Source organism: Streptomyces sp. NPDC031445, assembly GCF_055581365.1.
On the sequence record NZ_JBVIJO010000012.1, the window covers coordinates 19,306 to 46,053 of the forward strand.

Here is a 26,748-nt window from a genome sequence, read left to right on the forward strand (position 1 = left end):
GCGCCATGGGCGTCCCGGCACACTCGACGCCCGGCGAACGCGTACACGTGTACACCCGTGGGCGCGGGCATGTGTACACGGGTGGGCGGTACGGCCCGGGGACCTGCGGCTGTCACCCGGACATGATCCACCATGCCGGAGGGATCCACACCCCAGCGGACGCCCCAGGGTGTCCACCCACTCAATACGTCACCGCCTTGACCGGTGACGCAATAAGGAGCATGATGATTTCCGTCCCCATTGGCACGTCAGGCGAGGTGCACATGCCGGTCATACACACCCAGGGCCCGGTCACGCGCGGCGGAGACCCACGCTCGACAGGTCGGGGCGCGCACTCCTATCGTCATGTGACACGTCGGAGCATCGTCATGTGACGCATCGGGGACCCGGACGGCGCCGGAGCGGCAAGTCGGCAGACTGATACGCCCATGGCCACCGACTGCCATGCTGGCCCCGTGAGCCCCCCGTCCCGCAACGAACCGACTGGCCGGACAGCATGGCCTGTAGTACAGTCGGGCGCTAAACGGACTACGGAGTCCACTTACGGGCGTGCCGTGGCAGAAGCGTCTCCGCTTCCCGGTGCCGCGGCACGGCGACAGCCGGGGCAGCACCGTCCCTGCCACCGGACACGTCGACCCGGCAGTGGTCGGGTCCGGACACGCCCGTCCCGTGCGCACATGCCCTGCCCGTTCCCACCGGGGTGCCATGACATGTCTGACATCGCCACAGGCATGCCGGGAACCACCTCGCGGCGGACGGCCCCGTCCCGGACCGGACGATGACCCCGCCGGACGGGCGACCAACGGCACGACGTGAGAATGACGAGGCCAGCGGCGAGATGGACGCGACAGTGCGCTACTCAATCCTCGGCACCGTGCGGGCATCGCGTGGTGACACCGAGATCGACCTCGGCCCTCCGAAGAGACTGGCCCTGCTCGCCCTGCTGCTCCTGCGCGCCCCCGGCCCGCTCTCCGTGGGCGAGGCCGTGGACATCCTGTGGGACGACGAGCCACCCGCCAGCGCCGTCAACGTGGTGCACCGGCACATCGGCGCGCTGCGCAGAACACTCGAACCCGAACTCCGCAGCAGGACGCACGCGACACACCTCGTGCGCGCCGCCGACGGATACCGCCTGCTCGTCGACGCCTCGACCTCGGATCTGCTGCACTTCCGCGACCTGCGCGCCCAGGCACAGCTCGCGCTCAGGAGCGGCGCGCCGGAACGGGCCGCACAGCACTTCATGGAAGCGCTGCGGCTCTGGCGCGGTCCGACCGTGGCCGCCGGCACCCATGTGGCCCGGCACCCGGTGTTCACGTCGGTGGGGCACGAGTTCGTGGCGACGGTGAAGGAGGCGGCCGACGCCGTCCTCACAGCGCAGCCCGCACTGACCGAAGAAGTGCTGACGATGCTGCGCCGCGCCGTGGAGAGCCACCCCTTCGACGAGGCCCTGCACAGCCGGATCATCGCGGCACTGGCCGCCAGCGGCCGGCAGGCCGCGGCCCTGGAGCAGTTCGAGGACATCCGCCGGGGACTGGCCGAGGAACTGGGCGTCGAACCCGGCCCCGAACTGCGCGCCGCCCAGCAGCACCTCCTCCAGCGCCGGATCGCCGTCAGCACGGACCATCCGGCACCCCGGCCCGTGGGCCTCGCCGCGCCGGCCCAGTTGCCCGCGGACTGCCTGTCCTTCGCCGGCCGCGAGCAGGCGCTGGGCCAGTGCCTGGAGCTGCTCCCGCTGGCGGGTGAGAGCCGGCCGCCCACGATGACCGCGGCCATCTGCGGCATGGCGGGTGTGGGCAAGACGACGCTGGCCGTGCACTGGGGCCACCTGGTGGCCGACCACTTCCCCGACGGACAGGTCTACGTGGACCTCCAGGGCCACCACCCGTCCCAGGCCCCCCTGGAACCGGGTGCGGCCATCGCCGAGGTCCTCGAGGCGCTCGGCGTGGAGAGCAGCCAGTCGTACCCGAGCGCCGCAGCCCTCGGCTCCGCCTACCGCAGCGCCCTGGCCGGGCGACGGCTGCTGCTCCTCCTGGACGACGCGGTGGACTGCGAGCAGGTACGGCCGCTGCTGCCCGCCACCCCGGGGTGCCTCGCGATCGTCACGAGCCGGCGGCGGCTGGAGGGCCTCGCCGTCACCGACAACGCCCGGATCATCACACTCGACCCCATGACCCGGCAGGAGGGTCTCGAACTGCTCGACCGGCGACTGGGCACGGACCGGACCCGTGCCGAGCAGGCCGCCGCGGAGGAGCTGGTGGAGTCGTGCGGCGGGCTGCCGCTGGCGCTGGCCGTCGTCGCCGCCCGTGCCCTGACGCAGCCGCGGTTCCCGCTGGCCTCGCTCGCCGCCAGACTGCGCGACACGGCCGACAGCCTCGACGCCCTGTCCGGCCGGGACGCCCGCACGAGCACCCGCGACGCCTTCCACCGCTCCTACGACGCCCTGAGCAGCAGCGCCGCGCGCCTGTTCCGGCTGCTCGGCCTGCACCCCTCGCGGGACATCGCCCTGCCGGCCGCCGCCAGCCTGGCCGGCACCGATCTGCGCAGGACCCGGCAGGACGTGGCCGAGCTGATGGACCACCACCTGCTCGTCGAGCTGGTCGCCGGGCGGTACACCTGTCACGGACTGCTGCGCGCCTACGCCGCGGAACTCAGCTCGCTGCTGGACTCGCCGAGCGCCCGGTCGGACGCGGTCGCCCGCATGGTCGAGCACTACCTGTACAGCGCCGAGGCCGCCACGGCGCTGCTCGCACCGCACCGCAGCACCGTGATCCTGCCGCCGCCGCGACCGGGTGTCCGTCCCCAGCACTTCCAGGGACGCGCGGACGCCGCCGAGTGGATCGTCGCCGAGCAGTACCTGCTGCCCGAACTCGCCCGCTCGCTGAGTCACTACCCGAGAGGCGACGCCTTCCGGCGGCAACTGACCTCGGCACTGGAGATGTGCGTCAGGGACGAGTAGGGGCGGCCGGTTCCACGGGGCCGGTCCGCCGCGCGACGTCCACGGTGGAGGCGTCCCCGGCGCCCCCGACCCGGGCCGGGGGGTGCTGCCCGCTCAGGCGGCGGACCGCCCTCCGGGAACCCAGCGCGCCGCGTCCGCCCACGCCTCGTCGGACGGAACCGCACCACTCTGCATCCTGCGCCCGGCCGGATACAGGTCCCGGCGAACCGAGGGCCCGCGTCGCGCACCCCGCACACGCCAGGACCGGCGCGTGGTGCCGGAGCCCCGGCCCGCGGGCGCGGAGGCCGCCCGGCGCCGACGCCCTCTCAGGGCCGGGCGGCACCACCGCGGCGACGGTCGCGCGGTGTCCGAGGCCGTCGCAGGGTGGGTTCCGGCGGGGTCCTCGCCCGGCCCGCCGTGTGTTCCCACGCGCCCCCTCCCCGCCGGGACCTCGCGGCTCCGGCGGCGGTCCCGACGCGAAGACAACGATGTCTAAGCGGCCTCCGGCCGTACGACGGCGCGCAGCTTGCGCAGGGCGTTGTGCTGGCGGCTCTTGACCGTGCCGGCCGGCACGCCGAGGATGCCGGCGGTTTCCTGGATGGTGCGGTCACACAGGTAGATGTGGACCAGCACGGCCCGGTGCTCGGGAGACAGCCGGCGCAGCAGCGGCTTGACCACCAGGGCGTCGTGCACCGCCTCGGTGCCGTCGGTGCCCGACACGGGGTCGTTGTAGTTGTCTCCGATGACTTCCCTCCGGGCGTGGGGTTTGCGCACCCAGTCGATGACCAGGTGCCGCGTCACGGTGAAGAGCCAGCCGCGGACCGATCCCTCCATGCCCACCAGGCGGTCGATGTTCCGCCAGGCCCGGATGATGGTCTCCTGGACGATGTCCTCGGCCAGTCCGTGGTCACCCAGCATCTTCTCGGCGTACGAGACGAGGCCGTCGCGGTGTTCCCTCGTGATCGTGCCGAGCAGGTCGGACCGGGACATAGCCGTGAGGGGCGTAGCCATAGTGTTCTGAACCATCCTGGTTCTCTGTTGTGCGGCGACCGGGGGCCGGATGTAACCCCCGCTTTCGCACTGTAGGCAGCGGCGAGTGCCAGAAATCTGCTGCATTTGTGCCGTCGCGGTGCCGGGCCCCCGTCCGACCGGCACACGTGCGCGCACGCCGCCCGGGGCGAGTGGGAGCACCCCTTCTCACCAGGCAGTTTCCCGGTCCGCCGGGTCGTTCCCGCTCTTAACAGACTCTAAACATGTACGACCGGTGAGTTATATGTCACGTGTGTCACGCCGCCTTGACTCGCGGGACGGTACGGCTCCCAAGGTAAACACGTGTGATTGTCGTGGGGCAATCGGGTGGGGAATGTGGTGGCCCGGGCGGCTCCCGCCACAGGTGTGACACCGTCGGCTCCACACGCGACGCGCGCGGGCACGATACGGACCCCCGGGGCCACCTGTGCCGACAGCGCCCGTCAACGCGTGTTCCAGCGAGCCGGCGCGCCGGCCCTACCGGCCATACCGGCCCCTGCCGGCGCTGCGGATCCACCTGAAAGGTTTGACCCACATGCGCAAGAACCTGCTGCGCCTGGGAGTGACTCTGGCCGCGGCCGTCGGTCTCTCCCTCGGCACGGGCACCGCGTTCGCCACACCGGCCGGTCCCGGCGTGAAGGGCACGGTCATCTCCCAGACGACGTTCGGCGGGAAGGACTACGTCCTCCGGCAGATCACCATCCCCCCGGGCCAGAGCACGGGCTGGCACTACCACGACGGAACCGTCTACGGCCTCGTCCAGCACGGCACCCTGAGCCACTTCGCCTCCGACTGCGCCTCCGACGGCGTGTACCGCGCCGGCAGCGGCATCACGGAGCCGTCCGGCGCCGGCCACGTGCACATCGGCCGCAACCTCGGCACGACCGACGTCGTCCTCGACGTGCTCTACGTCCTGCCGTACGGCGCCCCGCTGTCCGAGGACGCCCCCAACCCGGGGTGCGACTTCCAGTAGGCGCCGCCCCCGCCCCGCTCACGGGTGCACGAAGAGACCGCCGCGGCAGCACGCCGTGGCGGTCTCGCCGTACGAGGAGGCCGGGGGCCGGCTCGGCCACCGACCGGTCCGGCCGGCCACGAGGCCACCGACTCCCCGTGGCGGGCCGGCGCCCTCACTCCTCGATCACACGCGCCGCTCGTACGACGCCCACGCGATGTGCGACTCGTGCAACGTCACGGCCACCTCGCGGATCCCCCGGGCGCCCTCCCCCAGTGCTCCCGCCTGGATCCGCTCCACCAGCCGGTCGGCGATCACCTTGGCGAGGTACTCCGTCGACGTGTTGATCTGCCGGAAGTCCTCCTCGTCGTCGAGGTTGCGGTAGTTGAGCGCACCGAGCACCTTGCCGAGTTCCGCGGTGGCGAGACCGATGTCGACGACGATGTTGTCGTCGTCGAGGTCGGGGCGACGGAACGTCGCGTCCACGACGAACGTCGCACCGTGCAGCCGCTGGGCGGGCCCGAAGACCTCACCCCGGAAACTGTGGGCGACCATCATGTGGTCACGTACGGTGATGCTGAACAAGAGTCCTCCAAGGGGGGCCACGAACCGGCGCGACAAGACACCTGGCGCACCTGTGACGGAGATGTTTCCATACCTGGCCGCCGACCAGTGAAAGACGTTTCCGGTTTCCCCGGCATGTGAACCAAGTGCGTCGTCGTCTCGTGTCCATCATGTGTCCGAAGGCACCACCGGCCCGGCTCCGCCCTCGAAGACCGCCTGGCCCGGACACGGGAACGGCCCGGAACGTGTCCGCGGCGGACGCGGCCGTCCGGCCGCTTCGAGGTATGCCGCCCGTGCGCGGTTTCACCGGCAGAGGAGGACGATGGACAGGCCACCGGGGAGCCGCCTGGAGAAGATCCTTGCCGACTTCGCCGAGCAGTACGGTGCGCTGACCAGGGCCCGGGAGCAGATGAGGGCGCTGTCGGTGACGGCGTGCTCCAAGGACGGCGTCGTGGAGGTCACCGTGGGTGCCGACGGGCGCGCAGCCGGGGTCCACTTCGTCAGCCGACGCTTTCGGGAGCTGGCCGGCCCCCAGCTGGGCGACAGCGTCATGGAGGCCCTGACGACGGCCCGCACCGAGTTCGCGGCCCGCGCCGTCGCCGTGCTGACGGCCGCGAACATCCGTCTGCCCGCGGCCCTGGAAGGCCCGGGCGGGGACGCACCGCTCGGGCCGGAGGCGATCCGTGAGGCACCGTCCGTGTCTTGGCGCCGCCTGGTCCACGAGGCCCGCACGGCGGCGGTCGGCCCCGGCCCGGTTCACGAGTCCGCGTGGGCCAGGCCGTTGTGGGGCCGCCCCGGCACGCCGTCCGCCGTGCCGCACACCCCCCTGCCGTCGGAGCTGTACGAGGCCGTCAGGGCATTGCGGGATGCCGTGTGCGACGCGTGGGACACGCCCTCGCCCGCGGGCCGGCGCTGACCGGCGGACCGTCACCGCCTACCGGCGCACGTATCCTCCCGAACCTTCGTCATCCGATACAAGGAGTCACAGCTGTGAGCAACGTGGACGACTTCCCCTCCCCGCCGCCGGTCTCCCAGGACCGCCAGTTCGTCCTCGGCCGGCACCTGCGCCTGTCCGTCCTCACCTCCGCGGACGAGACCGAGGGCCGGCACGACGTTTCCGACGTCACGCTTCCCCCGGGCGCCGGGACCCCGCTGCACGTGCACACCGGCTACGAGGAGCGCATCTGGGTCGTCTCCGGCTCCCTGACGGTCTGGGCGGGCCCGGACACGTTCACGCTGCACTCCGGGGACTTCTACGCCATCAAGATGAACACACCGCACACCATCAAGGCGGGTGACGACGGCGCACGCACCCTGGCCATCACCTCCCCCGCCAGGTTCGCGGAACTCATCAGCCGCACCGGCACTCCCGCACACCTCGCCACCACCGAGACCGAGTGGGACATGGGCCTGTTCCAGGCCGTCACCGAGGAGTTCGGCGACATCATCCTGGGCCCGCCCGGAGCCACCCCGGCCGACCTCCCGAGCAACGGTCGGTAACGGTCCCCCGCCCTTTCCATCGAGGAGTCATACGGCCATGCCGGCAATCCTGCGCGACGACGACATCGTCCGGGTCCAGGACGACGTCTACACGGTGACCGGAAGCAACACCAACTGGGTGATCGTCAAGGACGGCGACAGCTGCACCCTGATCGACACCGGCTACCCCGGCGACCGCGACGCCGTGCTCGCCTCGCTGCGGGCGGTCGGGCTGAACCCGCGATCGGTGGCGGCCGTCCTGGTCACGCACGCGCACAACGACCACATCGGTGCGGCCGAACACCTGCGCTCCGCGCACGGCGTGCCCGTCCTCATGCACGGGGACGAGGTGCCGCACGCCCGCCGCGACTTCCTCGACCAGGTCTCGGTCGGACAGGTGCTCGGCCAGGCGTGGCGGCCCGGCGTGCTCCCGTGGGCCGTGCACGCCCTGCGCGCGGGCGGCACCAGCCATGTTCCGGTCCGCGAGCCGCGGGCCTTCCCCGCGCCGGGAGCCCTGGACCTGCCCGGCGCCCCCGTGCCCGTGCACACCCCCGGTCACACCAAGGGGCACTGCGCGTACCACCTGCCCGGCAGGGGCATCCTGGTCAGCGGTGACGCGCTGGTGACGGCGCACCCCACGTCACGCGTCAGCGGACCGCAACTGCTGCCCGACATGTTCCACACCGACCGCACCAGGGCTCTTGAGTCCCTCGCGGTGTTGGAGGGGATCGACGCGGACACCGTCCTGCCGGGCCACGGACCCGTGCACCACGGTCCGGCCGGTGCGGCCGCACTCATCGCCCGCGAACGCGCGGCGATGTGACCTCGGGACCGGTGGGGCGGGTGCTTCCCGTCCCACCGGTGCGCAGAGGGTTCGACGACACACGCACCGGGCAGTCTGTTCGAGGGGAACCTCGTGCGGGTGGCTGTCACGTCCCGGAAGCCGTGTGAAAAGCCGGCACTTGCCACGTGCATCGGGCGCATCGCGCTTATCGTGAAGAGTGAACATGCCCGGCGAACCGTCTGGCGTCGACACTTATCTGCACGGGACCCTCGGCGTGGGTACCATGCGCAACGTCATCCATATCGAGGGAGTGAACGGTTGTGACCAGCCAATCAGCCGCCACGCTCCGGTCGCGGTACGTGGAACAAGCCGCATCGGACCTGGAGGAGAACCGCCGGCGACAGCAGGAGCTGGAGGAGAGGATCAGGGCGTTGAAGCAGGAGGAGGCCCTCCTGGCGGACATCCTGAACCTCGCCGAGCGGTACGAGGGCTTCGCCGACCCGTCACGTCTGCCCGAGCAGTTGCAGGACGAGCCGGTCCTCGCGAAGGCGAAGCCGGTCTCCGGAACCGCTTCGCGGCGTTCGGCGTCGATCAGGACCGCGACCAAGGGCAGGGCGGCGAAGGCCGGTGCGAAGGGGAAGTCGCACCGGCCTCTGCTCGGCGACCTGCTGACGGAACTGCTCGCCGGCTACGACGAGCCGCGCCTGGCCAAGGAGCTGCGGGACGAGCTGCTCGAGAAGCACCCGGACCGCAACCCCACCCCGCAGGTGGTCCGGAACACCCTGGAAGCCCTGGTCGCCAAGGGCCGCATCCGGCGTCACAAGCAGCAGCGTTCCGTCATGTACACCCTGGTGAAGCCGGCGTCCGCCACGACGGTGAAGCCGGCCTCGGCCGCGACGGAGTCCGCCGACTGACACCTGTGCGCCCGTCCCGTCGGCGGTGGTCCCGCCACCGGACACCGGTACGTGTCCGGTGCGGTGGGCCTCGCCCCACGGGACGGGTGAGCCACTTCCGGGCGGTGCGGCAAGGGCTCGGCCGACGGTGCGGCGCCCCGTCGCGCGACCCCCGCCGGACAACTCGGCGCCGGTCCCCACAAGCGCGTCTCCCCTCGGGTCCCTGCCGGCGGGCGACCCGCCCGGCTCTCTCCGCCCTCCCTGTGTCCACGGACGGGCGGGGCCGAAAGGTTCACCCGGATCCGCCCCCGTGTCAGACGGACCGGCGGGCCCTCGGCGACCACAGGCGCCGCGCGCGACCCGGACCGCCGGCCGCGCCCCCACGTCAACGCGGTCAATCCGTTCGGTTCGCTCATGGGTGTCGGTTCGCTCATGGGTGTCACGGCCCGCTCCCCCGCCGCCGTACCCATCCGGCCGCAGGCCGTCCCCAGGGCTTTTCGTCCGGATCATGCCGGGCTCGCGGACCCTGATGCCGCGCCCTTATCCGGCCTGATCCGAACGAAGGACCCTAGCCCCGCCACATGTTGTCGAACGCGGCGTTCTCGACGTCCCTGCGCAGCCGCAGCGCCTCCAGGCTCGTCACCGCGTCCCCCACGGCGGCCAGCACCGTCGTGACCGCGTCCCCGGTCGCGCTCCCGTCGTCTGCCGATGGGCCCGCGCCGATCCCCACGGCTGCCAGCAGAGCCCCGAGGACGGGCTCGCCGGACTCCCGGCGCTCCTCGGCACGCGCCCGCTCCGGCGAGTCCGCCGGCACGGTCCGCCCCGACCACAGGTGGAAGCCGTGGCGCCGCGGGTGGACGAAGAGCCCGGCCCGGTCCAGGTCGTCGACATAGGCCGCGGCGAGTTCCCGGCCGCGGCGCCACAGCCAGTCCTCGACCGTCTCGTGCGGCTCATGCCCGGCGAGCGAGGCGGCCGCCTGGTCCAGCAGACGGTCACCCGTCGCCACCCGCGGACCGGGCACCATGCGTTCGCCGTCCAGGGTCAGCGCCCCGCTCTCCAGCAGATCGACCGCCTCGGCCCCCGCCAGCGCGAGGGACAGGTCGCCCTGCTCCACGGGCTGCTCGGGCAGCAGCCCCAGGACGACGAGCATGAGGTCCTGTGCGGTGGTCATGAGTCCCTCCACGTCTCCAGCAGGCGCAGCCACACTTCGCTGATGGTGGGGAAGGCGGGTACCGCATGCCACAGGCGCTCGACGGGCACCTCCCCGGTGATGGCGACGGTGGCCGAGTACAGCAGCTCACCGACGCCCGGCCCGACGAACGTGGCGCCGACGACGACGTGGCGGTCACGGTCGATGAGGACACGGGCCCGGCCCCGGTAGTCGGGGCGGTACTGCACGGCGCCCGCGAGGTGGCCGATCTCGTAGTCGACGACGTCGACGGCACGGCCGGCACGCTCGGCCTGATCCGCGGTCAGACCGACGGAGGCGACCTCCGGATCGGTGAAGACGACGCCGGGAACGGCCTCGAGGTCGGCCGTGCTGCTGTGCGGGGCCCAGCGGCCGGTGTCGAGTTCCTCGCCCCGGGCACGGGCGGCGATCACGGCTCCGGCGATACGGGCCTGGTACTTGCCCTGATGGGTGAAGAGCGCCCGCCGGTTGACGTCGCCCACGGCATACAGCCAGTTCCCGGGGACGGCGGTGACGGTCAGGCTGTCGTCGGTGGGTATCCAGTCGCCCGGGGTGAGCCCCACGGTGCCGAGCCCGATGTCCTCGGAACGCGGAGCGCGGCCCGTGGCGAAGAGGATCTCGTCGGCGGTGAGTTCGTCCCCGTCCGACAGTGTGACCCGCACCTCGCCGTCGCCCAGCCGTCGCGCGGCGACGACCGAGACGTCGAACCGTACGTCCGCACCGGCCTCGCGCAGACGCTCGGTGACCAGTTCGCCCGCGAAGGGCTCCATGCGCGGCAGCAGCCCGTCTTCGCGGGCGAGCAGGGTCACCCGGCTGCCCAGGGCCTGCCAGGCGGTGGCCATCTCGACGCCCACCACACCGGCGCCCACGATCACCAGGCGCCCCGGCGCCCGCTGGGCGCTGGTCGCCTCCCGGCTGGTCCAGGGCCGGAGCGTGTCGATCCCGGGCAGGTCGGGCAGGGCCGCGCGGCTGCCGGTGCACACCGCGACGGCGTGCCGGGCCCGGAGCCGGACGGTGTCGCCCTCGGGTGTCCGCACCGACACCTCACGGACCCCTTCCAGGCGTCCGTGGCCACGCAGCAGGTCGATGCCGGCCGACTTGATCCACTCGACCTGCCCGTCGTCCTTCCAGTCGGCGGACATGCGATCGCGGTGTGCCAGGACGGCCTCGACGTCCAGCGGGTTCTTCACGGCCGGGTCGAGCCCCGGAACGTGTGTGGCGTCCGCGCGCAGCAACGCGGGGCGCAGCAGCGCCTTGCTGGGCTCGCAGGCCCAGTACGAGCATTCGCCACCGGCCAGTTCACTCTCGACGAGCACGGTGCTCAGCCCGGCGGCGACGGTGCGGTCCGCTACGTTCTCGCCGACCGGGCCCGCGCCGATCACGATGACGTCGTAGGTCCGGATGTTCTCGGTCGGCATGTGTCCTCCGGTGGATGGGTGCCGGTCGGGTGGGTGTCGTGGTGCCCGAACACACGGGCGGTCCCGGCGCGGCGGGGGTGTCGGCCGCGCCGGGACCTGGTCTCAGCGGCCGGGCGCGCGCTCGGTGACCTCCTGGAGGAACCACTCGTTGCCGTCGAGGTCCTTGAAGGCGGCGAAGGTGCCGTAGCTGGCCCGCTCCGGGTGGAGGCCCGGGACCCGGTGGGAGTCACCGGCGTGGTGGAAGGCGCCGGTCTCGTCACGGAACGGCCCGGTGACCTCCACACCGCGGCCGGTCAGCTCCTCCTGGGCCTTGACGATGTCCGTGACGGTCAGCTGGAGGCCGTGCAGCGTGCCCGCCGGCTGCTCGGTGAGACCCTCGCCGAAGATGATCGAGCACTCGGAACCGGGCGGCGTCACCTGCACGATCCGGTAACCGTCGTGGATCGGGAAGTCGGCGTCCAGGCGCCAGCCCAACTGCTCCACGTAGAAGCCCTTGGCGCGGTCCACGTCGGAGACGGGAAGGATGACGACTTCGAGCTTCATGTCCATGGGGTATCTCGCTTTCGGTTCGAATGTGGTGGTGGGTCTGCGGGCCACGTGTCGACGTGCCGGCATTCGCCGTCTCCGTGCTCACTGTCGCCCGGGAACGGCATGCCCGCCTCAGTCACCTGACGGTGTGTTCGGTGCGGCCCGGTGAGCCGACGTCCTAAGCCGCCTGGCCGGCCGAGGTGTCCCGGCCCCCGGCTCGACGCGGTCACGTGTGCCGTGTCACGCCGTCGTGGTCGGGGGCGAAGCGGGTCCCGTGCGGGGGGAAGGGGCACGGGACCCGCGGTCTGGTGGGTGTGTGGGTGTCAGGCGGCGGCGGTGGCGTTGATGGTGACGGGGATGTTGTCGCGGGTGGCCTTGGAGTACGGGCAGATCTGGTGGGCGGCGTGGGCGAGTTCCTCGGCGGTGCTCTGGTCGACGCCGCCGAGGACGGGGTTGAGGACGGCGGAGAGGGTGAACTCGCCGTCGTCGCCGTGGGTGAGGGTGATCTCGGCGGTGATGGTGGTGCTGGTCAGGCGGATCTTGCGGGTGGTGGCGGCGCGGCGCAGGGCGCCGAGGAAGCAGGCCGCCCAGCCGGCGGCCAGGAGCTGTTCGGGGTTGGTCGCGGTGCCGGCGCCGCCCAGTTCGCTGGGCAGGGCGAGGCTGGTCTGGAGCAGGCCGTCGGAGGAGCGGACGTGGCCGCCGTTGCGGCCCTCTCCGTCGACGTCGACGACGGCGGTGTAGCTGACTGCCATGGCTGCTGCTCCCGATCTGGAACGAGTGGTGTGCGGGCACCTCCGGCCGGACACCTGTCCTGTCACCGGTTGGGGTGGTGACGCAATCATGGCAGGGCCATGCGTCACCAGTCAAGGCGGTGACTTACATCGTTGAGGGGTCCACCGACGGCTCGCCCGTCACCGCTCTGCCGCCACGGATGCACACGCCGCGTCGCCCCGCTGTCACTGCTGCGGCAGGCCCCAGGCACACCAGGGTGTTCGATCGACACGTGCCTCACAGGCATCGGCCGCAAGGGAGCGTCCGCACCGGTTTCGCCACACGTGTTCCGTCTCTCAAGTCACACGTGTGCACGTGCCGTCGTTCGAGGGTGGCTGGTCAGAGCAGCCGGAAGCCCAGTTGCTCGGCGGTGGCCGCCAATCCCGCGGGGCCCCACCGCTTCACCACCTGCTCCGTCGTGGACAGGGAACGCAGTTCGGCGCGGTCGAGGTAGAGCACCCCGTCGAGGTGGTCGGTCTCATGCTGCACGATCCGCGCTCCGAGCCCCGCGTGCTCCTCCATGAGGCGCCGGCCCGTCTCGTCCTCGCGGGTCAGGGTGATCCGGTCGGGGCGAGCGACCACGGCCTGCCAGCCGGACACGCTCAGACACCCCTCGAAGCTCATCGTCTGCGGTCCGCCCGCAGGCTCGTAGGAAGGATTGATCAACACGGTGAACGGCACGGGCTCCTGCCCGCTGGCGACCAGCCGGGCGGTGAGCCCCTCGGGCGTAGCCAGCACCGCGAGCCGCAGCGGAAGTCCGACCTGGGGCGCGGCGAGACCGACGGCGTTGTGGGTCTTCTCCATCGTCTCGCGCATCCTGCCGATGAGCTGCCGCAGTACGTCGTCGCCGAGCTGCCCGTCGTAGGAAGCCGTCTTCTGCCGGAGGACGGGATCACCGGCCTGGACGATGCCGAGAGGGCCCGGCTCCCCGAGGAGCTGGGCGACCCTGTCGGCAAGTTCACGGTTCTCCACGTCTCACCTTTTCGGACGACTTCAGGAAGCGACACATGCGCGTTCTCCGGCGTACGGGATGGGCCGCGACGTCAGTATAGAGACACGTATCCCGAACAGCCGCCGCCTCGGCGTCTCGAAACACATGTGTGCCGAGGTGCATACAGACCGCGGAGCAGCATGGAGGCGGCGGGCAAGCGGCGTGCGATCACGCTGGGCGAGGACGGGACCGTCGACGCAGAGGCGGAAAACAGTGTCCGCGCCCCGGCAGAGCCCTGCCTGAAGGCCGCTGTGGGGCCGTTCTCCACGCGAAATCGTCCTGGGCGCTTCGGGGGCGTCTACGGGAGAATCGTTCTGAGCGAAGAATCGAACTGTTCGAAAGCGGGGCCGTTATGGGTGGATATGCCCGACTGATACGCATGAGGGATTCCACCCAGGGACCGAGCGCCCCTCCCCCTCGGAAGCGAGTCAGCCCGCGACGTCGGCCCGGCCAAGAACCAGAGAGGAGCCGACAAGGGACCGACAAGGGACTGACACTGGACCGTCAAGGGACCGACAGGGACTGACACTGGACCTTCAAGCAGCCCACAAAGGGACCGGCATAGGACCAGCCTCTTGCCAGGACGACAGTCAAAGGCGTCCTACGGATCGCACCTCATTGACGTGACGTACATCTGGCGCGATCCGCGGACCGCCTCAGATCGATCCGGAGAGCGCCTCAGGTGGCGCGGCGGAACGGGACCACGACCCGCTCCCCCATCTGCCCTGGGGTCAACCGGTAGTACTTGATGTGACCGATCTTCTCCGTCTGCTCCAGCCAACCGAGTTCGATGACCTGCTTGCGCGTTCTGGAGAAGACGGGCGGCGCCATGCCGACCAGCTTGGCCAGCTGGGCGGCGGTTTCCAGGACGGCGCCTGAGCGATCAGTCGGGTGCAGAGCGTAGAGCATGACGACGAGGCGCTGGTTGGCGGTCATGCCGGCCGTGGCCTCCAGCAGCCTGAGGTTTTGCTGCCTGTCGTCGCTGGTCACTTTGCCTCCCACCGTGCTGGCGTGTTCTCGTCGAAGCCGGGGATGTCTGGTGGATTACATGATTTCACCGCTTCACGCTGTTCCAAGCCTGTGCCATGGAAAGCGATGTAAGGACTGATGCGGTAAAGGTTGTAATTTCCGATACGTCCACGCACTACCAGGATGCGGTGCTTGGTCAGCTTCCTATTGATTTTCCCCACGGCGTCGGTCGACATGCCCACCCGTTTGGCGATGTCGGCTCCCGTGGCCCTCAACGGCTCCATCCCTTCCGGAGAGACGCCGATCCACCAGAGGACCAGGAACTTCTGGCTGGGCGTGAACGCCTTCGACTCCGTGATCGCCTCGACCCTGGCCTTGTCTACCTGGGTGTGCCTGCCGGAGAAGGCGTATGGCGCATAGAGGACTGGCTCGCCCGTGTCGGCATCCACCAGTCTGCGTGCTGCTCCCAACAGGCCCTCCGTGCATGGGTCATTGCCGCACCGTTCCTTGAGAGCGGCCTTCGAGCCGCCCTCATGAACCTAACGTACATGAGCAGGAAGTCAATCAACTCCGCCTGTCGGCCGTGTCGTCTGTCGTCACGGATCACTTCGCGAACTCCTCGACACCGGCTGCACCTGCGTGAGAGATGTACGTGACGTCAATCTACCGCTGCTGTAGAACAGCGGTACTCAGTTCCTGTGGACGTGGTGGCAGTTCCTGAGAACTGCTTGGCAGTCCCTCGGAACTGCCTGGCGGTTCCCTCAGCCGTGGTAGCGGTTCAGGGGAACTGACTGCCACGATCCGTGGAACTGGGCACTCGGTTCCACGGATCCGCCTCTGCTGTCACAGGAACTGCCTGGCAGTTCACACGGTCTGGGTCCGGACCACTGTTTCCGCAGGTCAGAGCCCTTTCCAGAGGTGTTGCTCTCTTTACTTAAACCCAGCGCCGTACGGGGTTCCCGGACTCGGCTCGGGCCCGTGCACGCAGGCACTGTCACCGATCGCGCACTCCCCTCTCCCCCACTGCTCCCGCACCACAGAAAGTCAGCCACGACGTACCGCTACGGGCACGATCAGGCGCGCGTGTGTCTCCATCAGCCCCCCACCTGGCTCAGCCACGTTCATCAAAATCCGGTCACCTTCCACCGTCTGGCAGCGGTTGACGACACCTCAGGCCTCCAGGTGGGGACACCGAATCCACCCACGCGACCGAGGCTGAGCGGCTCGCCTCACCGGAAGGGGCGCACGCCCAGGCAGCAGAGCCACGTTGGGCCGGCGGGCGACGAAAGGGGGCCGGTAGTCCAGCCCCAGCGGGGTCCGTGCTCCTGGGTGATCCAGCTGCCGTAGACCCCGCCGGCGAGCGCCAGTTCTGCCGGTGACCTATTACGGCGTAATAGCCCGCGTGGGAAGTGGTCCAACGCTCGCGAGCGGGTTGACATGGTCTGGGATCAGCAGGTTGCGCGAGCTGCCTGGCCGCGCAAGTGCTGCTGGTCGCGGTGTACTACCGCGTGAACCTCACCATCCGGCAGCAGGCGCCACTCATCGGCTGCTCACCTGCCACCGCCGGCCGGTGACCGTAAGGTCGCAGCCTCCTCACGCAACTACCGATTCTCGGCGCGTGTGCAGGTCATCGTCGCCGCCGACACCCGCCTGGTGGCGGCATCCGCCCGGCCGTGATCGCTGATGACGGCTACTGGTCACCGGCCTGTCCGTCCGCCACCGCAGGCGGGCCGGACGGAAGCGGAGCCTGACCACCAGGCGGCGTGTTCATCGAGCCTCGTGATCATGGGTGGGTCGCTCGTACGACGGGTGCATGCGCCTGTACTGGCGAAGGTTCGCGCGCCTTTGATCTGGCCGGGCCGCCCAAGCGTCCGCCCTGATCGGGTCCGGGCTGCCAAGGAGACAAGGCCGACCAGACACGAAAACGCCAGTAGCTCGGCTCCCCCGGCAGCTGGCCGCCGCCCTTCGACCCGGCCCACTACCGCGGACGCCACACGGTCGAGTGTCGCATCAACCGCCTCAAGAGAAACCGCGCTGTCGTCACACGCTACGACAAGCTCCCCGCCAACCGCGGCGCCAGCCGGAGCACACCGTCCGCGCCGACCACGTGGGTGGACGGTTCGGTCAGCTCCACTGCCGACTGCTCAGTGGTCCAGCTATCGAAGGCAACCGCCGAGCCGATCCGACGGCCACCGTCACCAGGACGGACCGCAGCCTTCAGCTCGGCCGGTCCGGCATATCGACAACTCCACCCACACACTCATGTCAGCCAACCTAGAGCCCGTGTGCTGTCCCGGACGCTTCGATCGCCGCGGCAGACCCCGGCCGCCGTGGAAGAACAGGTCGTCCGGCTGCGATGCGAGCACCGGATCGGTCCGGTGCGGCTGGCCGCCCGTGCCGGTATCGCCGCTTCGACCGCCCACGCATCCTCGTCCGGAACCGCCTGCCCGTCCTGGCCGCCTGCGACCGGGCCACCGGCGAACCGATCCACATCAACGTCAAGAAACTCGGCCGCATCCCCGACGGCGGCGGCCACAAGGTCCTCAGCCGCGCAGCCGGCAGCCCGGACAAGGACCGCCGCAACGGCGCCGGATACGCCTACCTGCACACCGTCCTGGACGACCACAGCCGCCCGGCCCACACCGAAGACCTGCCCGACGAGACCGCCGCCACTTGCGCCGGCTTCCTCACGCGGAGCGCGGCCTGGTTCACCGCCCACGGCATCACCGTCGAACGGGTCCCGACCGACAACGCCTGGGCCTATACCAAGAACACCTGACACCTAGGAGGGCGGCGGAGGGATCAGCCAGACGTTAGCCGAGCCGATACCGAGGGCGGGCTGAGCTCAAAGGACTGCACTTCGCTGGGACTGCACCTCGCCGCCCCCCCTTTGAAGGCGACCCAGCGGCACAGGCCCGCGCCGGGTGAGACCGGCCGCACGGCCATCGTGGCTCGCTTCAACGAGCGACGATGGCCTCCGCGAAGCCGAACTTCGGGCCCCGTCATGCGGGGCGAAGCTATTACGCCGTAATAGGTCGACGGCAGATGTACGGCGTGGAGCCCTGCCGGAACGCGACACGCGTCGAACCGTCCGAGCTGCGACCAGCCCACGACCTCGATGGTGGCGGACGGTTGACCTCGATCAGGTCCGGGCCATGCGCGATGGCTGCCAAGCTGGCCGAGACTCCGCGTGGCCTCCAAAGATTCATCGCCCTTCTTGGGGTGCCGTGGCGGTCCACGATCACGTGGTGCTTGGGGCCTGAGCGGCTCTGGTCCACCGTCGAGGGACCCACAGCATCACAAGGCTCAGCGAGAGGTGCTGTGCTCAGGCGGATCCGTACCCTGCGTCGGAACAGCCCCGCAGTCGGCGTGAGGCTTGATCCGGGGCCCAGGCATCGCCAGCAGGACCCAGCTGATACTCCAGCCGTAAATCGTGATCTTCACGTTCGAGCGGCTTGCCGCCGGTAGCGGCTGGTCTGGGATCGGGCCTGGTGGCGACGTCGCCAGTCGGACCAGTCGAGCCGGTGGACCGGGTCAAAGGCGGGCCGGATGACGAGCATGATGAACAGCCGTTGGATCTCGTTGCAGGTGAGCGGTATGAGGGCGTCTGGTGCGGGATCGCGGTCGGGTTCGTTCGCACGGACGGCGGCGAGGAAGGCGTGCGCGAGCATGGCCCGGGTGACCCAGCGGGACCAGGACGGGTAGCGGCAGGACCTGGTGCTCGTCCAAGGCCGCCAGGCCCTTGCCGGACTGGAAAAACTCCTCGACCCGCCACCTTGATCCAACGATGTGCATCAGGGTGGTTAGCGGCACTGCGGCGGCCCGCGAGTAGCAGCGGTAGTACGCGAGTTCGCCGGTACTGCGGTTGCGGCGGCGGATCAGCAACTGCCGGCTCCCGGGACGGAGGTCGGTGAGGTCGATGACGGCCCAGTCGTAGAAGCGGTGGCCCTTGGCTCCGCTCCCTGCGGACAGCTTCTGCCACGCCCTCTTGGGCACCTTCCTGGCCAGCGTGTCCGCGCGGAACTTCCGGGCGCCTGAGGTGACTTCGTGCGAGCTGGCCACCGCGAGGACGTAGCCGGTGCCGCGTTCTTCCAGCGCGGCGCGTAGCGTCGGGTTGCCGCCGTAGACCTCGTCTCCCGCGACCCAGGCGGCCCGGTGGCCGGCGTCCAGGAATCGGGTGACCGTGCGGGCGGCAAGCTGCGGTTTGGTCGCGGATTCGGTCTTGTCACCGAGTCCGGCGGCCCGGCAGCGGTCGGGGTCCGAGGTCCAGGTACGCGGAACGTACAGCTCCCGGTCTACCGCGGCGTGTCCGAGGCGGCCGGCGTAGACGAGATAGACGGCGACCTGCGCGTTCTCGATCCTGCCCGCGGTGCCGGTGTACTGGCGCTGGACACCGACGGTGTCGGTGCCCTACTTCACGTCGCCGGTCTCGTCGACCACCAGAACCGCCTGGTCGTCCCGCAGATACTCCACCACGTGGGCCCGCACGTCTTCGAAGGCGTGCTGCGGCTCGCGTTCCCGCGTCCAGACTTCACCCCGTGCACGTGGCTGACCACTGTGTCCCGGGACGACCTGATAGAGCGGGCAGCCGTCCTGCCCCCCCGTGAAGCTCAGCGAGATAAGGGATGCCCTCCGTCCCGGTGAACTCGGGTAGACGAAGAAGGACCCGACGCCCGCGACGGCGTGGGCGATCTCGGGCGAGATGATCGACGCTGGCCACCTGCTGCCCCGGCGCCCCTCACCACCGAGATCACGATCTACGGCTGGAGTACTAAGCGCCGCGTCGGCGTGCTCGGCTTCGGGGGTCTCCAACTATTACGGCGTAATAGCCGGAGACCCTGAACGAAACGACACTCACGCGCGATGCGCCACGGCACCGGGGGAGTCGGGTTCGTGACTGGTCCCCGATCCTTTCTGTAGTTCCACAGCAGCGACCAGAGCCAGCCGGGCCTCCTCGGTCAATGCCGGTGAACGGCCCGTCCGCTTCTCCACCTTGGCCAGAGCCCGCAGGGCCGCGTCCAGGTAGCGGTTGAGGCTCACCATCTGCAGCGGAGTCTGGCAGCGGGGGAGTACCGCCTCGATCTCCTCCAACCAGTAGTCGGCGTCCTCGTCGCACTGCAAGGACAGGCGTTGCTCCAACAGACGGGTGGCCACCGGGACCAACAGCTCATGCCGCCGCTGCGCCGCCTCCTGGGCGCGACGCTCGGCAGCCTTCTCCAAGGCGATCCGCCGCTCAGCATCGAGGACCGCCTCAGGCGTCCGACGTACGGGCTGGGCGTGAGGCGTTCCGTCGATGAGCTGGACGGCCTTCAGTCGCTTCGCCTTGTTGTAAGCGGCGTTCGGTGCGCCGACAGCCAAGGCGGGAGCCAACTCGATCCACTGGGCTCCCGCTCGACGGGCGTCGTCCACTGCTCGCGCCTGGTGGATCTCGGTCTGCTCACGAAGGTACTCCCAGAGCTGCACGCGCTTCAGCGCCGCGGCACGCTGCACTTCAGGTGGCTGTCCCCGCAACGCCTGCACGTGTTTCTCGGCATACACGAGCGCACCGAACAGTTCGTCATCGGCAGGCATGCGCTCCACGTCTGGGTCTTCTGCGTCCTCGTGCATCTTGCGTAGTTCACCGACGACGGCCGGAGCATCGAGGGAGCCGACCCGCATAGGTGGCTTGACCAGCGGTTTTGTGGGGCGACTCGCACTTCGCACGCGCTTCTTCATGCGCACATACTGCCCCGCCCAACCATCGTTTCACAGTCTGTGAATCGTTTTCGATATCGGTGCCCCGGACAGCGTGGAGGGGTGGCTGACCTGCTGTGGGATGACGTGGGTTCCCTCGTCGACCCGGACTTGACGGGCTTGTTGCCGGACGCGCTGTCCCGTTCGGCGGGGACGAATGCCCTACGGGAGATCAGACGACGACTGGTGAAGCCCCCCGCGCTGATGGAACCGGAGGGCGCTGTGGCTATCCAGTGCTCGGCTTCGATACCGAGACCGATCAAGTCGTACGCCTCGCAGACCTCGAAGACCCTGCACCCGCGTCGACTGAGCGGCCATGTCCCTCGCGAACGCCAGCCGGCACGGCGGTGGCGTAGTGTTCGCCCTCGCCGACGTCCAGGCCGAGGAAGACCTCGAGGCCGCTGGTGTCGATCACACGCAGGCCGCACCATCACGCTCTCATCCGGCCTTCCGGCCTGGCCTCGACACCGAGCGGCCACCTCCACGTTGCGGAGAGCCCTTCCGGCTCGGAGGGCGCCGGTGTTCAGGTCTCCTCAGCAGCTCGTAGATGCCGCCGGACCTGGTGAGCCCAAGCTGGCGAGGGGGAGGAGGGGGCATCAGGCGCGGAGCTATTACGGCGTAATAGCTCTAGCGGTCCGCCCGGGACCAACGATCTTGGGAGCGATTGAGGTCGGGGCATGCTCGTGATCAGCAGGCGGCCTGCCGGGCGAGCACAAGTTCGGTGCCGGGCTTGCGTCACGTGGGCCTGCGGGCGGAGCGGTCTGCGACCAGTCCGGCGATGACGAGGTGGGTCTCCGTGGAGGTCTCGCGGCCGCCGGTGAACCACTGCAGGGGCCGCCACTGCTTGTACTCGGCGCTGGTGCGTTCGGCATGGATCCGTGCCGCGGACTGCTGATGACGTCGCTCGCGGCAGGCGTGGTGCTCGCCCAGTCGGGCGCCGTCCTTAGGCTTCTTCGGTGGGGCGTCGACCTGGGCAGGGAACTCGTTGGCCAGCCCACGGGAGGCCTCGGCGTCGGCGTAGGCGAACAGGCGGGTGGAGCGGTCCACCACGTACAGCTCGGCGAGCGCCGCCTGCGGCAAACGAGTCGCAGGCGCAGCGCCGACTCACGCGCAGCCTCCCAACGCGGAGCAAGTTCTTCGAGCAACTCGCCGAAGTGTGCACAGGAGACCCCGGACAGGACAGGAGGGGAACAGGCCGCACGGGCCCAGGCAAGCGTCACAACTCGCCTAACCCCTACGGCCCCGCCCTTCTCGTGTCACGGGCAGACCGCGACCACAAGTCCTACGACTGTGCTGGCCATACCACCGCAGCCGGATGTGCGGGGGCTGTCTCGTCCGGTGGATGCCGAGTGTCCGAACCTGCGGGTCTGGCCGACCGACGATGTGCAGGCGATCTTCCGCTTCCATGCTGACGATGAAGTCGGCTTCGACGTCGACCTGCGGGAGTTGCAGGGCCAGGAGCGACGGCTTCCTTCGGGAGAGCGAGCAGCGGCTGGGCAAGCCCGTGCTGATGAAACCGGAGGGCGGCTACGGCCATCCCGTGCTCGGCTTCGACGCCGAGGCCGATCGAGTCGTGCTCCTCTGTGGCTGCCCTTGGGCGATTGGGGCGAGAGCGGCATAGGCGGCGAGGTGGCCACACCGACTCTCGGCGTCGACGTCAGGGCTTTCGAACGAGGGAGGTTCTCAGGCAGTTCGTCGATCCGCCCGGCCAGCAGGTTCCGTTGGTCGAGGACAGCGGCCAGGAACTGGCCAGGCTCGGGACGTCCTCCACGGCTTCGGCTCCAGCAGCGCGTGACCCGTCGCCGTCTCTGGACCAGAGAGTCGAACCGTTCCAACAGCAAGGGGACGGCCGGGGGCTGTAAACGCGACCCCGGCACCTGCTTCGGCGAGGCGACGGAGGGATCCGCAACAGTAGGCCGTGCAGCCGGTTCGGCGATCGTCTCGTCCTCGCCGTCGATCGCCCGCAGCGTGGAGGCATCGCCCGGGCCGCGTCCGGGCACGACCGGCACCGACCCGTGCTTGGCCTTGAGCTTCTTCCCGGCCGAGAGGGAACGGCGGTGGCATCGTGTTCCCTCGCCGACGCCCAGGCCGAGTCAGACGTCGATGCCGCCGGACCCGGTGACCCCATCCGCCAGATCATGAACAACAAGAGACGGGCGCGAAGACGCTGACGGGGGAGGAGTAGCCATCAGGTGCGGAGCTATTACGACGTAATAGCTCCGCACCTGATCCGGCGCCCTCACGTCTCCCTCCCTTGTCTCCTCTTCCCGAGGTTCGACGGGCGCCTGCCCCCGAATGCGAGGCCATCCTCACCCTGCCGAAGCGGTCCGAGTGGATGACCGAGCCTGGGCTGGGGGCCGTTCGCGTTGCCGGGGCTGAAGCTGTGTCCGGGCCGACCTCGGGGGGCGGACCGGCAGGGGATGCGCGGGAGAAGCCGGCGTGGGGACCAGCTGTATCTGGTGCCCGGTCGAGGGCGGTGGTCGACTCCTCCTACGGGCGGACGGCCACCAGAGCCAAAAGCGTGCCCAGCCCGGGCGTCCGGGCACGGCCTGACAGCAAGCACCACCTATCGCCGAAAGACGAGGCCGGCCACACGGCACAGGCCTGCGCAGCCGCCAGGAGCGACGAGACGAGACATCGCGCTGCACCGGGTAGTCCTCGACCGGAGCGGAGCCGCTCGCCGCTACGTGAAGAACTGCACCGTCGCTATGAGCGCAAGGCCGAGCACCTCCTTGGCACACCCGTACGGAACCCAAGCACAGTCCGACAGCCGCTGGAGGCTGGGCCTGTGCCGCGTAATGCAACAACGTCCGGTCCCTCCAGCCCTGTGCAGTCAGGCCGCCAGTCCCTCAGGCGGGGCTCATCACTGGCGGGGGACAGCACCTCCTAGCCGCGCGGGCCCGCGACACACAGCTTCCAGGTGGTTGACAAATACGCCCTGTCAGTAAAAACCTGTTAAAGAGGGGCTGAGCCTCGCCTAGAGGGCTGAAGACCGTCAGGGCCCTGAAGAGGCCGCCCGCCACGGCTTGCCCAGGGACTGAAGAGAAACGTTGCGCCTTCTCAAGGTGAACGGCGGCAGGGACCGGAAAGGTTCAGTCCCTGCCGCGGCGGCTCGCCCGGGGCGGAGGCGCCAGGGACTCCCGCTCCGGGACAGCGCAAGGGACCCAAGGGGCGGAGGGACCCAAGAAGTTCACAGGGGCGGCAGGGCAGGGCAGACCTGGACCCACCAGGGCCTGGAGCGGCCGCAGGGCCTGACCACAGGGGCGGGAGGGACTGCTGTTGCTTTGGTCCCTGGGCTTCCGTCCCTGACGTTTTCGCAGGTCAGAGCGCTGATACAGGGTCTGAGAGGGACTGTAGGGACTGAAAAGCGCAATTATGACGTAGAGAAGAGATGTATTCGTACACGCGCGCGCATACAACACAACACTCAAGTACAGCTCATAATGGCGACGTTCAGTCCCTACGGTCCCTGCCCTGATCGGGCTCAAGGCTCTGACCTGCGGTGATGCTCCCAGCCCGGGCAGGGATCGTCCGTTTTTCCAGCCCCTGGCCGTTGGTCCCTGGACCCTTTGGCCCCTCGCCCGCCTCAGCGGGGCGCCCCTCGCCCGGTTCCTCCCCGAAACGCTGGCGAAGTTCACCGTGCTGTTCAGTCCCTTCAGCCCCTAGGGTGGGAGTGGAGCACCTAGCCAGGGACCCAAGGGACCCACGAAACTGATAGAACGGCACGCGGGTCAGACAGACACTCCCTTTTCAGTAAGCGGGCCTTACACTCGTTTGGCATCAGAGTCCCTTCGGTCCCTGGTGCGGGCAACGTCCCACGCCAGGTGTGTGAAGTGATCGGGCAGACAGAAGTGACGAGGACGATTCCCGTGCGCCGCGAAGACGAGAGCAGCCGTAGTGCAGCCGGAGTTGCGCACGGGTCGCCGCGAGCGGTCGCGCGGTGGTGTGCGGCCCAGGGCTGGCCGGTTCACCCGCTGACACCGGGACGCAAGACTCCTGTGGGGAACTGCCCCGCCTGCTCGGGCCGCCGGCACGAACCGTCGGCGTGCCCCTGTCTGCCCGCAGGACGGCCTTGTCACGGCTTCCACGCCGCCACCAGGGATCCCGGTCTCATCGAACGCTGGTGGGCCGACACGCCCGCCGCTGGTGTCGGAGTCGCCTGCGGTCCCGCCGGCCTCGTCGTGATTGACATCGATGCCCACCAGGCCCCCGTGCCGGACCGGGGACGGCTCCTCCCCGGCATCCCGATCCCCGACCAGGTGCAGCTCGCCGGGCTGGCCTCAGGTTTCGACACGCTGGCTCTCCTGGCCGCCTACCGGGGTGAAACCTCCCCTGCCGAGGACGAGAACACATTGCGCGTACGTACTCCCTCAGGTGGTCTGCACGTCTGGTACCGCAATCCGGACACGTCGACGCGGTACAGGTGTTCGACCGGGTCCGCCCGCCACACCGCGCTCGCCTGGCAGGTCGACGTACGTGCCGAGGGCGGCTACATCGTCGCCCCCGGCACCCGCACGCCGCAGGGTGTCTACCGTGCGCAGGGAACGGCCCGCCGTCCGGCCGTGCTCCCGGACTGGCTCCAGCGCGAGTTGCGCCGCACAGGACACGTGCTCGGGTCGGAGCGCCCGGCTGCGGCCGCCGTGGACGCCGTCCCCGCCCCGGGGGCGCGGTCGCAGCGCAGCCCCGCCTCCGCGGAGCGGCTGCTCGACCCCCTGATCGCCAGTGTCGCGGAGTGCGCCGCCGCCCCCGAGGGGACAGGGTTCACCGAGAAGCTCAACCGCGCCGCCTACACGGCCGGCGGCCTGGTCGGCGCGGGCCATCTCGACCACGCCACCATTCGTGACCGACTTGTCCGTGTCGCTTCCTACGCCCGGCCGTGGCAGCAGACCAGGAATGAAAAGATCGTCGACGACGCCCTTGCCGTAGGGTCCGTCCGCCCTCTTCACCTCAAAGGACGTCCATGAGCAGCAGCGCCGAAGGCTCACCGCGTTTCGATCCGCAGGCCGCCGCTCAGCAGATGCTCGACCTGGAGACGGTGGAAGTGGTGGCCGCGCCCGCACGTCTGCCCGCGCAGGGCTTCGTCAACGCCCCCGTGGCGTCGTTCGGCGGCGGAGCCGCCTCGTCGGCCCCCCCGTTGCCTCCTTCCCTTTCGGACCGGGGAAACGCCCGTCTGTTCGTGCAGATGCACCGCGATCAGTTCCGGCATGTGGAGGGACTGGGCTGGTTCGCCTGGGACGGCTACCGGTGGAAGCGCGGGGGAGGGGAGAAGGCCGCGCTGTGGGCCGCGGGCGAGATGGCGGAGGACATGCCGGCCACCGACCCGCGGGGGGTCTTCAGCGACCGGGAACTGGCGAACCACAAGCGGCGCACGCTGTCCACCACCGGCCTGAAGGCGCTCCTCACCCAGGCGAAGGCCTCACCGGACATCTCCGTCTCCCCCGACAGGCTGGACGGGGACCCGTACGCCCTGTGCACCCCCGTCGGAGTGGTCGACCTGCACAGCGGGCACCTGCGCAAGCCCGACCCCACCCGTGACTTCCACTCCCGTGCCACCAGCGTCGCCCCGCAGGCCATGGAGACCCCTCGCTGGCACCGCTTCCTCGCCGACACCTTCGGCGAGGACGACGAGGGCCGGGAGATGATCGACTTCCTGCACCTGCTGCTCGGCTACTCCATCACCGGCGACGTGGGCGCGCAGGTGCTGCCCTTCCTGCACGGTGAGGGCAAGAACGGCAAGTCGGTGCTGCTCGACATCATGATCCAGATCCTCGGCGACTACGCGGACGCGGCTCCGCCGGGCTTCCTGATGGACCGGGGGGCCTTCTCGGAGCACTCCACCGAGCTGACCGAACTGCACGGGCGCCGCCTGGTGGTGTGCAGCGAGCTGAAGCCGAACGACAAGTTCGACGAGGCGCGCGTCCGCCTGCTGACGGGCGGTGACAAGATCAAGGCCCGCCGCATGCGGCAGGACTACTTCTCGTTCACCCCCACGCACCACCTGTGGCTGCTGGGCAACCACCGTCCGGAGGTGTCCACGGGCGGCTTCGCGTTCTGGCGGCGCATCCGGCTGCTGCCCTTCACCCGGACGGTTCCGGCGCACCGCAGGATCGACAACCTCGCCTTCGAGCTGGTCCGTGACGAGGGGCCGGGAATCCTCCACTGGCTCATCGAGGGGGCACAGCGTTACCTGCGCACCAGGGACCCGCTGGAAGGCCCTGACAGGGTCCGTATCGCCACGACGGCCTACGCCACCACCGAGGACCACATCGGCCGTTTCCTCGCCGAATGCTGCACGCGTGACGGCGAGGGGAAGGACCTGAGGGTGGAGCAGGGGCTCCTCTACTCGGAGTACAGCTCGTGGTGCAACGCCGGCGAGGGGATCCGGCCCGCGACGCCCCGGGCCTTCGCCAACCGCGTCCGCCAGGAGGTGGGTGTGGCCTCGCCCGCCGACATGATCAAGTCAAATGGCCGGAAATATTATCCTGGCATCGCCCTATTGGAGCACTCATGACG

19 protein-coding genes and 5 pseudogenes are annotated in these 26,748 nt (G+C 69.8%); 12 read left to right on the top strand and 12 right to left on the bottom strand.

Going from position 1 to position 26,748, the window contains the following annotated elements; genetic code table 11:
- Nucleotides 1–874: 874 nt before the first annotated feature.
- Nucleotides 875–2,956 (top strand): AfsR/SARP family transcriptional regulator, encoded by a 2,082-nt coding sequence (locus ACZ5DC_RS28240; RefSeq protein WP_468657245.1) that lies wholly within the window; start codon nucleotides 875–877, stop codon nucleotides 2,954–2,956.
- A 471-nt stretch (nucleotides 2,957–3,427) separates the two neighbouring features.
- On the opposite strand, the gene ACZ5DC_RS28245 is transcribed toward ACZ5DC_RS28240, so the two are convergent.
- Nucleotides 3,428–3,925 (bottom strand): sigma-70 family RNA polymerase sigma factor, encoded by a 498-nt coding sequence (locus ACZ5DC_RS28245; protein WP_468657247.1) that lies wholly within the window; start codon nucleotides 3,923–3,925, stop codon nucleotides 3,428–3,430.
- 574 nt (nucleotides 3,926–4,499) lie between these two features.
- On the opposite strand from ACZ5DC_RS28245, the gene ACZ5DC_RS28250 reads away from it, so the two are divergent.
- Nucleotides 4,500–4,937, top strand: a complete 438-nt coding sequence (locus tag ACZ5DC_RS28250; RefSeq protein WP_468657249.1) for a cupin domain-containing protein — start codon at nucleotides 4,500–4,502, stop codon at nucleotides 4,935–4,937.
- A 165-nt stretch (nucleotides 4,938–5,102) separates the two neighbouring features.
- Here the strand turns inward: ACZ5DC_RS28250 and ACZ5DC_RS28255 are convergent, their stop codons facing one another.
- A complete protein-coding gene (locus tag ACZ5DC_RS28255; RefSeq protein ID WP_225814250.1) occupies nucleotides 5,103–5,501 on the bottom strand; it encodes a 6-pyruvoyl trahydropterin synthase family protein in 399 nt (132 codons plus the stop codon).
- Nucleotides 5,502–5,802: 301 nt separating this feature from the next.
- Between ACZ5DC_RS28255 and ACZ5DC_RS28260 the strand changes: the two genes are divergently transcribed.
- The 4 genes from ACZ5DC_RS28260 to ACZ5DC_RS28275 all read left to right on the top strand — a co-directional run bounded on the left by ACZ5DC_RS28260 (nucleotide 5,803) and on the right by ACZ5DC_RS28275 (nucleotide 8,657).
- Nucleotides 5,803–6,396 carry a YbaB/EbfC family nucleoid-associated protein gene (locus ACZ5DC_RS28260; protein WP_468657251.1) on the top strand — a complete coding sequence of 198 codons (594 nt, stop codon included), beginning with the start codon at nucleotides 5,803–5,805 and terminating at the stop codon, nucleotides 6,394–6,396.
- Between the two features lie 74 nt (nucleotides 6,397–6,470).
- Nucleotides 6,471–6,980 carry a cupin domain-containing protein gene (locus ACZ5DC_RS28265; RefSeq protein WP_468657253.1) on the top strand — a complete coding sequence of 170 codons (510 nt, stop codon included), beginning with the start codon at nucleotides 6,471–6,473 and terminating at the stop codon, nucleotides 6,978–6,980.
- 37 nt (nucleotides 6,981–7,017) lie between these two features.
- Nucleotides 7,018–7,782 carry an MBL fold metallo-hydrolase gene (locus tag ACZ5DC_RS28270; protein WP_468657255.1) on the top strand — a complete coding sequence of 255 codons (765 nt, stop codon included), beginning with the start codon at nucleotides 7,018–7,020 and terminating at the stop codon, nucleotides 7,780–7,782.
- Between the two features lie 281 nt (nucleotides 7,783–8,063).
- On the top strand, nucleotides 8,064–8,657 hold the full coding sequence (locus tag ACZ5DC_RS28275; RefSeq protein WP_468657257.1) for a hypothetical protein: 594 nt from the start codon (nucleotides 8,064–8,066) through the stop codon (nucleotides 8,655–8,657).
- A 547-nt stretch (nucleotides 8,658–9,204) separates the two neighbouring features.
- On the opposite strand, the gene ACZ5DC_RS28280 is transcribed toward ACZ5DC_RS28275, so the two are convergent.
- The 7 genes from ACZ5DC_RS28280 to ACZ5DC_RS28310 form a co-directional block, all read right to left on the bottom strand.
- Nucleotides 9,205–9,807: a GPP34 family phosphoprotein gene (locus ACZ5DC_RS28280; protein WP_468657259.1), complete on the bottom strand. Its 603-nt coding sequence runs from the start codon at nucleotides 9,805–9,807 to the stop codon at nucleotides 9,205–9,207.
- Nucleotides 9,804–11,243, bottom strand: a complete 1,440-nt coding sequence (locus ACZ5DC_RS28285; RefSeq protein ID WP_468657261.1) for a dihydrolipoyl dehydrogenase family protein — start codon at nucleotides 11,241–11,243, stop codon at nucleotides 9,804–9,806. The genes ACZ5DC_RS28280 and ACZ5DC_RS28285 overlap by 4 nt, the downstream gene beginning before the upstream one ends.
- A gap of 102 nt (nucleotides 11,244–11,345) precedes the next feature.
- Complete coding sequence (locus ACZ5DC_RS28290) at nucleotides 11,346–11,792, bottom strand: VOC family protein (protein WP_225814242.1); 447 nt, start codon at nucleotides 11,790–11,792, stop codon at nucleotides 11,346–11,348.
- Nucleotides 11,793–12,094: 302 nt separating this feature from the next.
- On the bottom strand, nucleotides 12,095–12,523 hold the full coding sequence (locus ACZ5DC_RS28295; RefSeq protein WP_468657263.1) for an organic hydroperoxide resistance protein: 429 nt from the start codon (nucleotides 12,521–12,523) through the stop codon (nucleotides 12,095–12,097).
- 358 nt (nucleotides 12,524–12,881) lie between these two features.
- On the bottom strand, nucleotides 12,882–13,514 hold the full coding sequence (locus tag ACZ5DC_RS28300; protein WP_468657265.1) for a peptide deformylase: 633 nt from the start codon (nucleotides 13,512–13,514) through the stop codon (nucleotides 12,882–12,884).
- Nucleotides 13,515–14,211: 697 nt separating this feature from the next.
- Nucleotides 14,212–14,523 carry a cyclic nucleotide-binding domain-containing protein gene (locus ACZ5DC_RS28305; RefSeq protein ID WP_030741591.1) on the bottom strand — a complete coding sequence of 104 codons (312 nt, stop codon included), beginning with the start codon at nucleotides 14,521–14,523 and terminating at the stop codon, nucleotides 14,212–14,214.
- A complete protein-coding gene (locus ACZ5DC_RS28310) occupies nucleotides 14,520–14,972 on the bottom strand; it encodes a MarR family transcriptional regulator (protein ID WP_078611565.1) in 453 nt (150 codons plus the stop codon). The genes ACZ5DC_RS28305 and ACZ5DC_RS28310 overlap by 4 nt, the downstream gene beginning before the upstream one ends.
- A 999-nt stretch (nucleotides 14,973–15,971) precedes the next feature.
- On the opposite strand from ACZ5DC_RS28310, the pseudogene ACZ5DC_RS28315 reads away from it, so the two are divergent.
- Both ACZ5DC_RS28315 and ACZ5DC_RS28320 read left to right on the top strand, forming a co-directional pair.
- Nucleotides 15,972–16,176: pseudogene (locus tag ACZ5DC_RS28315) on the top strand (IS5/IS1182 family transposase); the annotation flags it as partial.
- A 617-nt stretch (nucleotides 16,177–16,793) separates the two neighbouring features.
- Nucleotides 16,794–17,278 (top strand): annotated as a pseudogene (locus ACZ5DC_RS28320) (DDE-type integrase/transposase/recombinase); the annotation flags it as partial.
- Nucleotides 17,279–17,942: 664 nt separating this feature from the next.
- Here ACZ5DC_RS28320 and ACZ5DC_RS28325 read toward each other — a convergent pair.
- A pseudogene (locus ACZ5DC_RS28325) lies at nucleotides 17,943–19,029 on the bottom strand (IS701 family transposase); the annotation flags it as partial.
- On the opposite strand from ACZ5DC_RS28325, the pseudogene ACZ5DC_RS28330 reads away from it, so the two are divergent.
- Nucleotides 18,994–19,156 (top strand): annotated as a pseudogene (locus tag ACZ5DC_RS28330) (type II toxin-antitoxin system PemK/MazF family toxin); the annotation flags it as partial. The pseudogenes ACZ5DC_RS28325 and ACZ5DC_RS28330 sit on opposite strands and share 36 nt — an antisense overlap.
- 200 nt (nucleotides 19,157–19,356) lie before the next feature.
- Here the strand turns inward: ACZ5DC_RS28330 and ACZ5DC_RS28335 are convergent.
- Nucleotides 19,357–20,217 (bottom strand): hypothetical protein, encoded by an 861-nt coding sequence (locus ACZ5DC_RS28335; RefSeq protein ID WP_468657267.1) that lies wholly within the window; start codon nucleotides 20,215–20,217, stop codon nucleotides 19,357–19,359.
- Between the two features lie 753 nt (nucleotides 20,218–20,970).
- A complete protein-coding gene (locus ACZ5DC_RS28340) occupies nucleotides 20,971–21,315 on the bottom strand; it encodes a transposase (protein ID WP_468657269.1) in 345 nt (114 codons plus the stop codon).
- A 210-nt stretch (nucleotides 21,316–21,525) separates the two neighbouring features.
- Here ACZ5DC_RS28340 and ACZ5DC_RS28345 point away from each other — a divergent pair.
- The 3 genes and pseudogenes from ACZ5DC_RS28345 to ACZ5DC_RS28355 all read left to right on the top strand — a co-directional run.
- Nucleotides 21,526–21,856 (top strand): annotated as a pseudogene (locus tag ACZ5DC_RS28345) (hypothetical protein); the annotation flags it as partial.
- A 2,248-nt stretch (nucleotides 21,857–24,104) separates the two neighbouring features.
- Nucleotides 24,105–25,199, top strand: coding sequence for a bifunctional DNA primase/polymerase (locus ACZ5DC_RS28350; RefSeq protein WP_468657271.1), 1,095 nt, complete (start codon nucleotides 24,105–24,107; stop codon nucleotides 25,197–25,199).
- Nucleotides 25,196–26,746, top strand: a complete 1,551-nt coding sequence (locus ACZ5DC_RS28355; RefSeq protein ID WP_468657273.1) for a DNA primase family protein — start codon at nucleotides 25,196–25,198, stop codon at nucleotides 26,744–26,746. Before ACZ5DC_RS28350 ends, ACZ5DC_RS28355 begins: the two co-directional genes overlap by 4 nt.
- The last annotated feature ends 2 nt before the right edge of the window (nucleotides 26,747–26,748 follow it).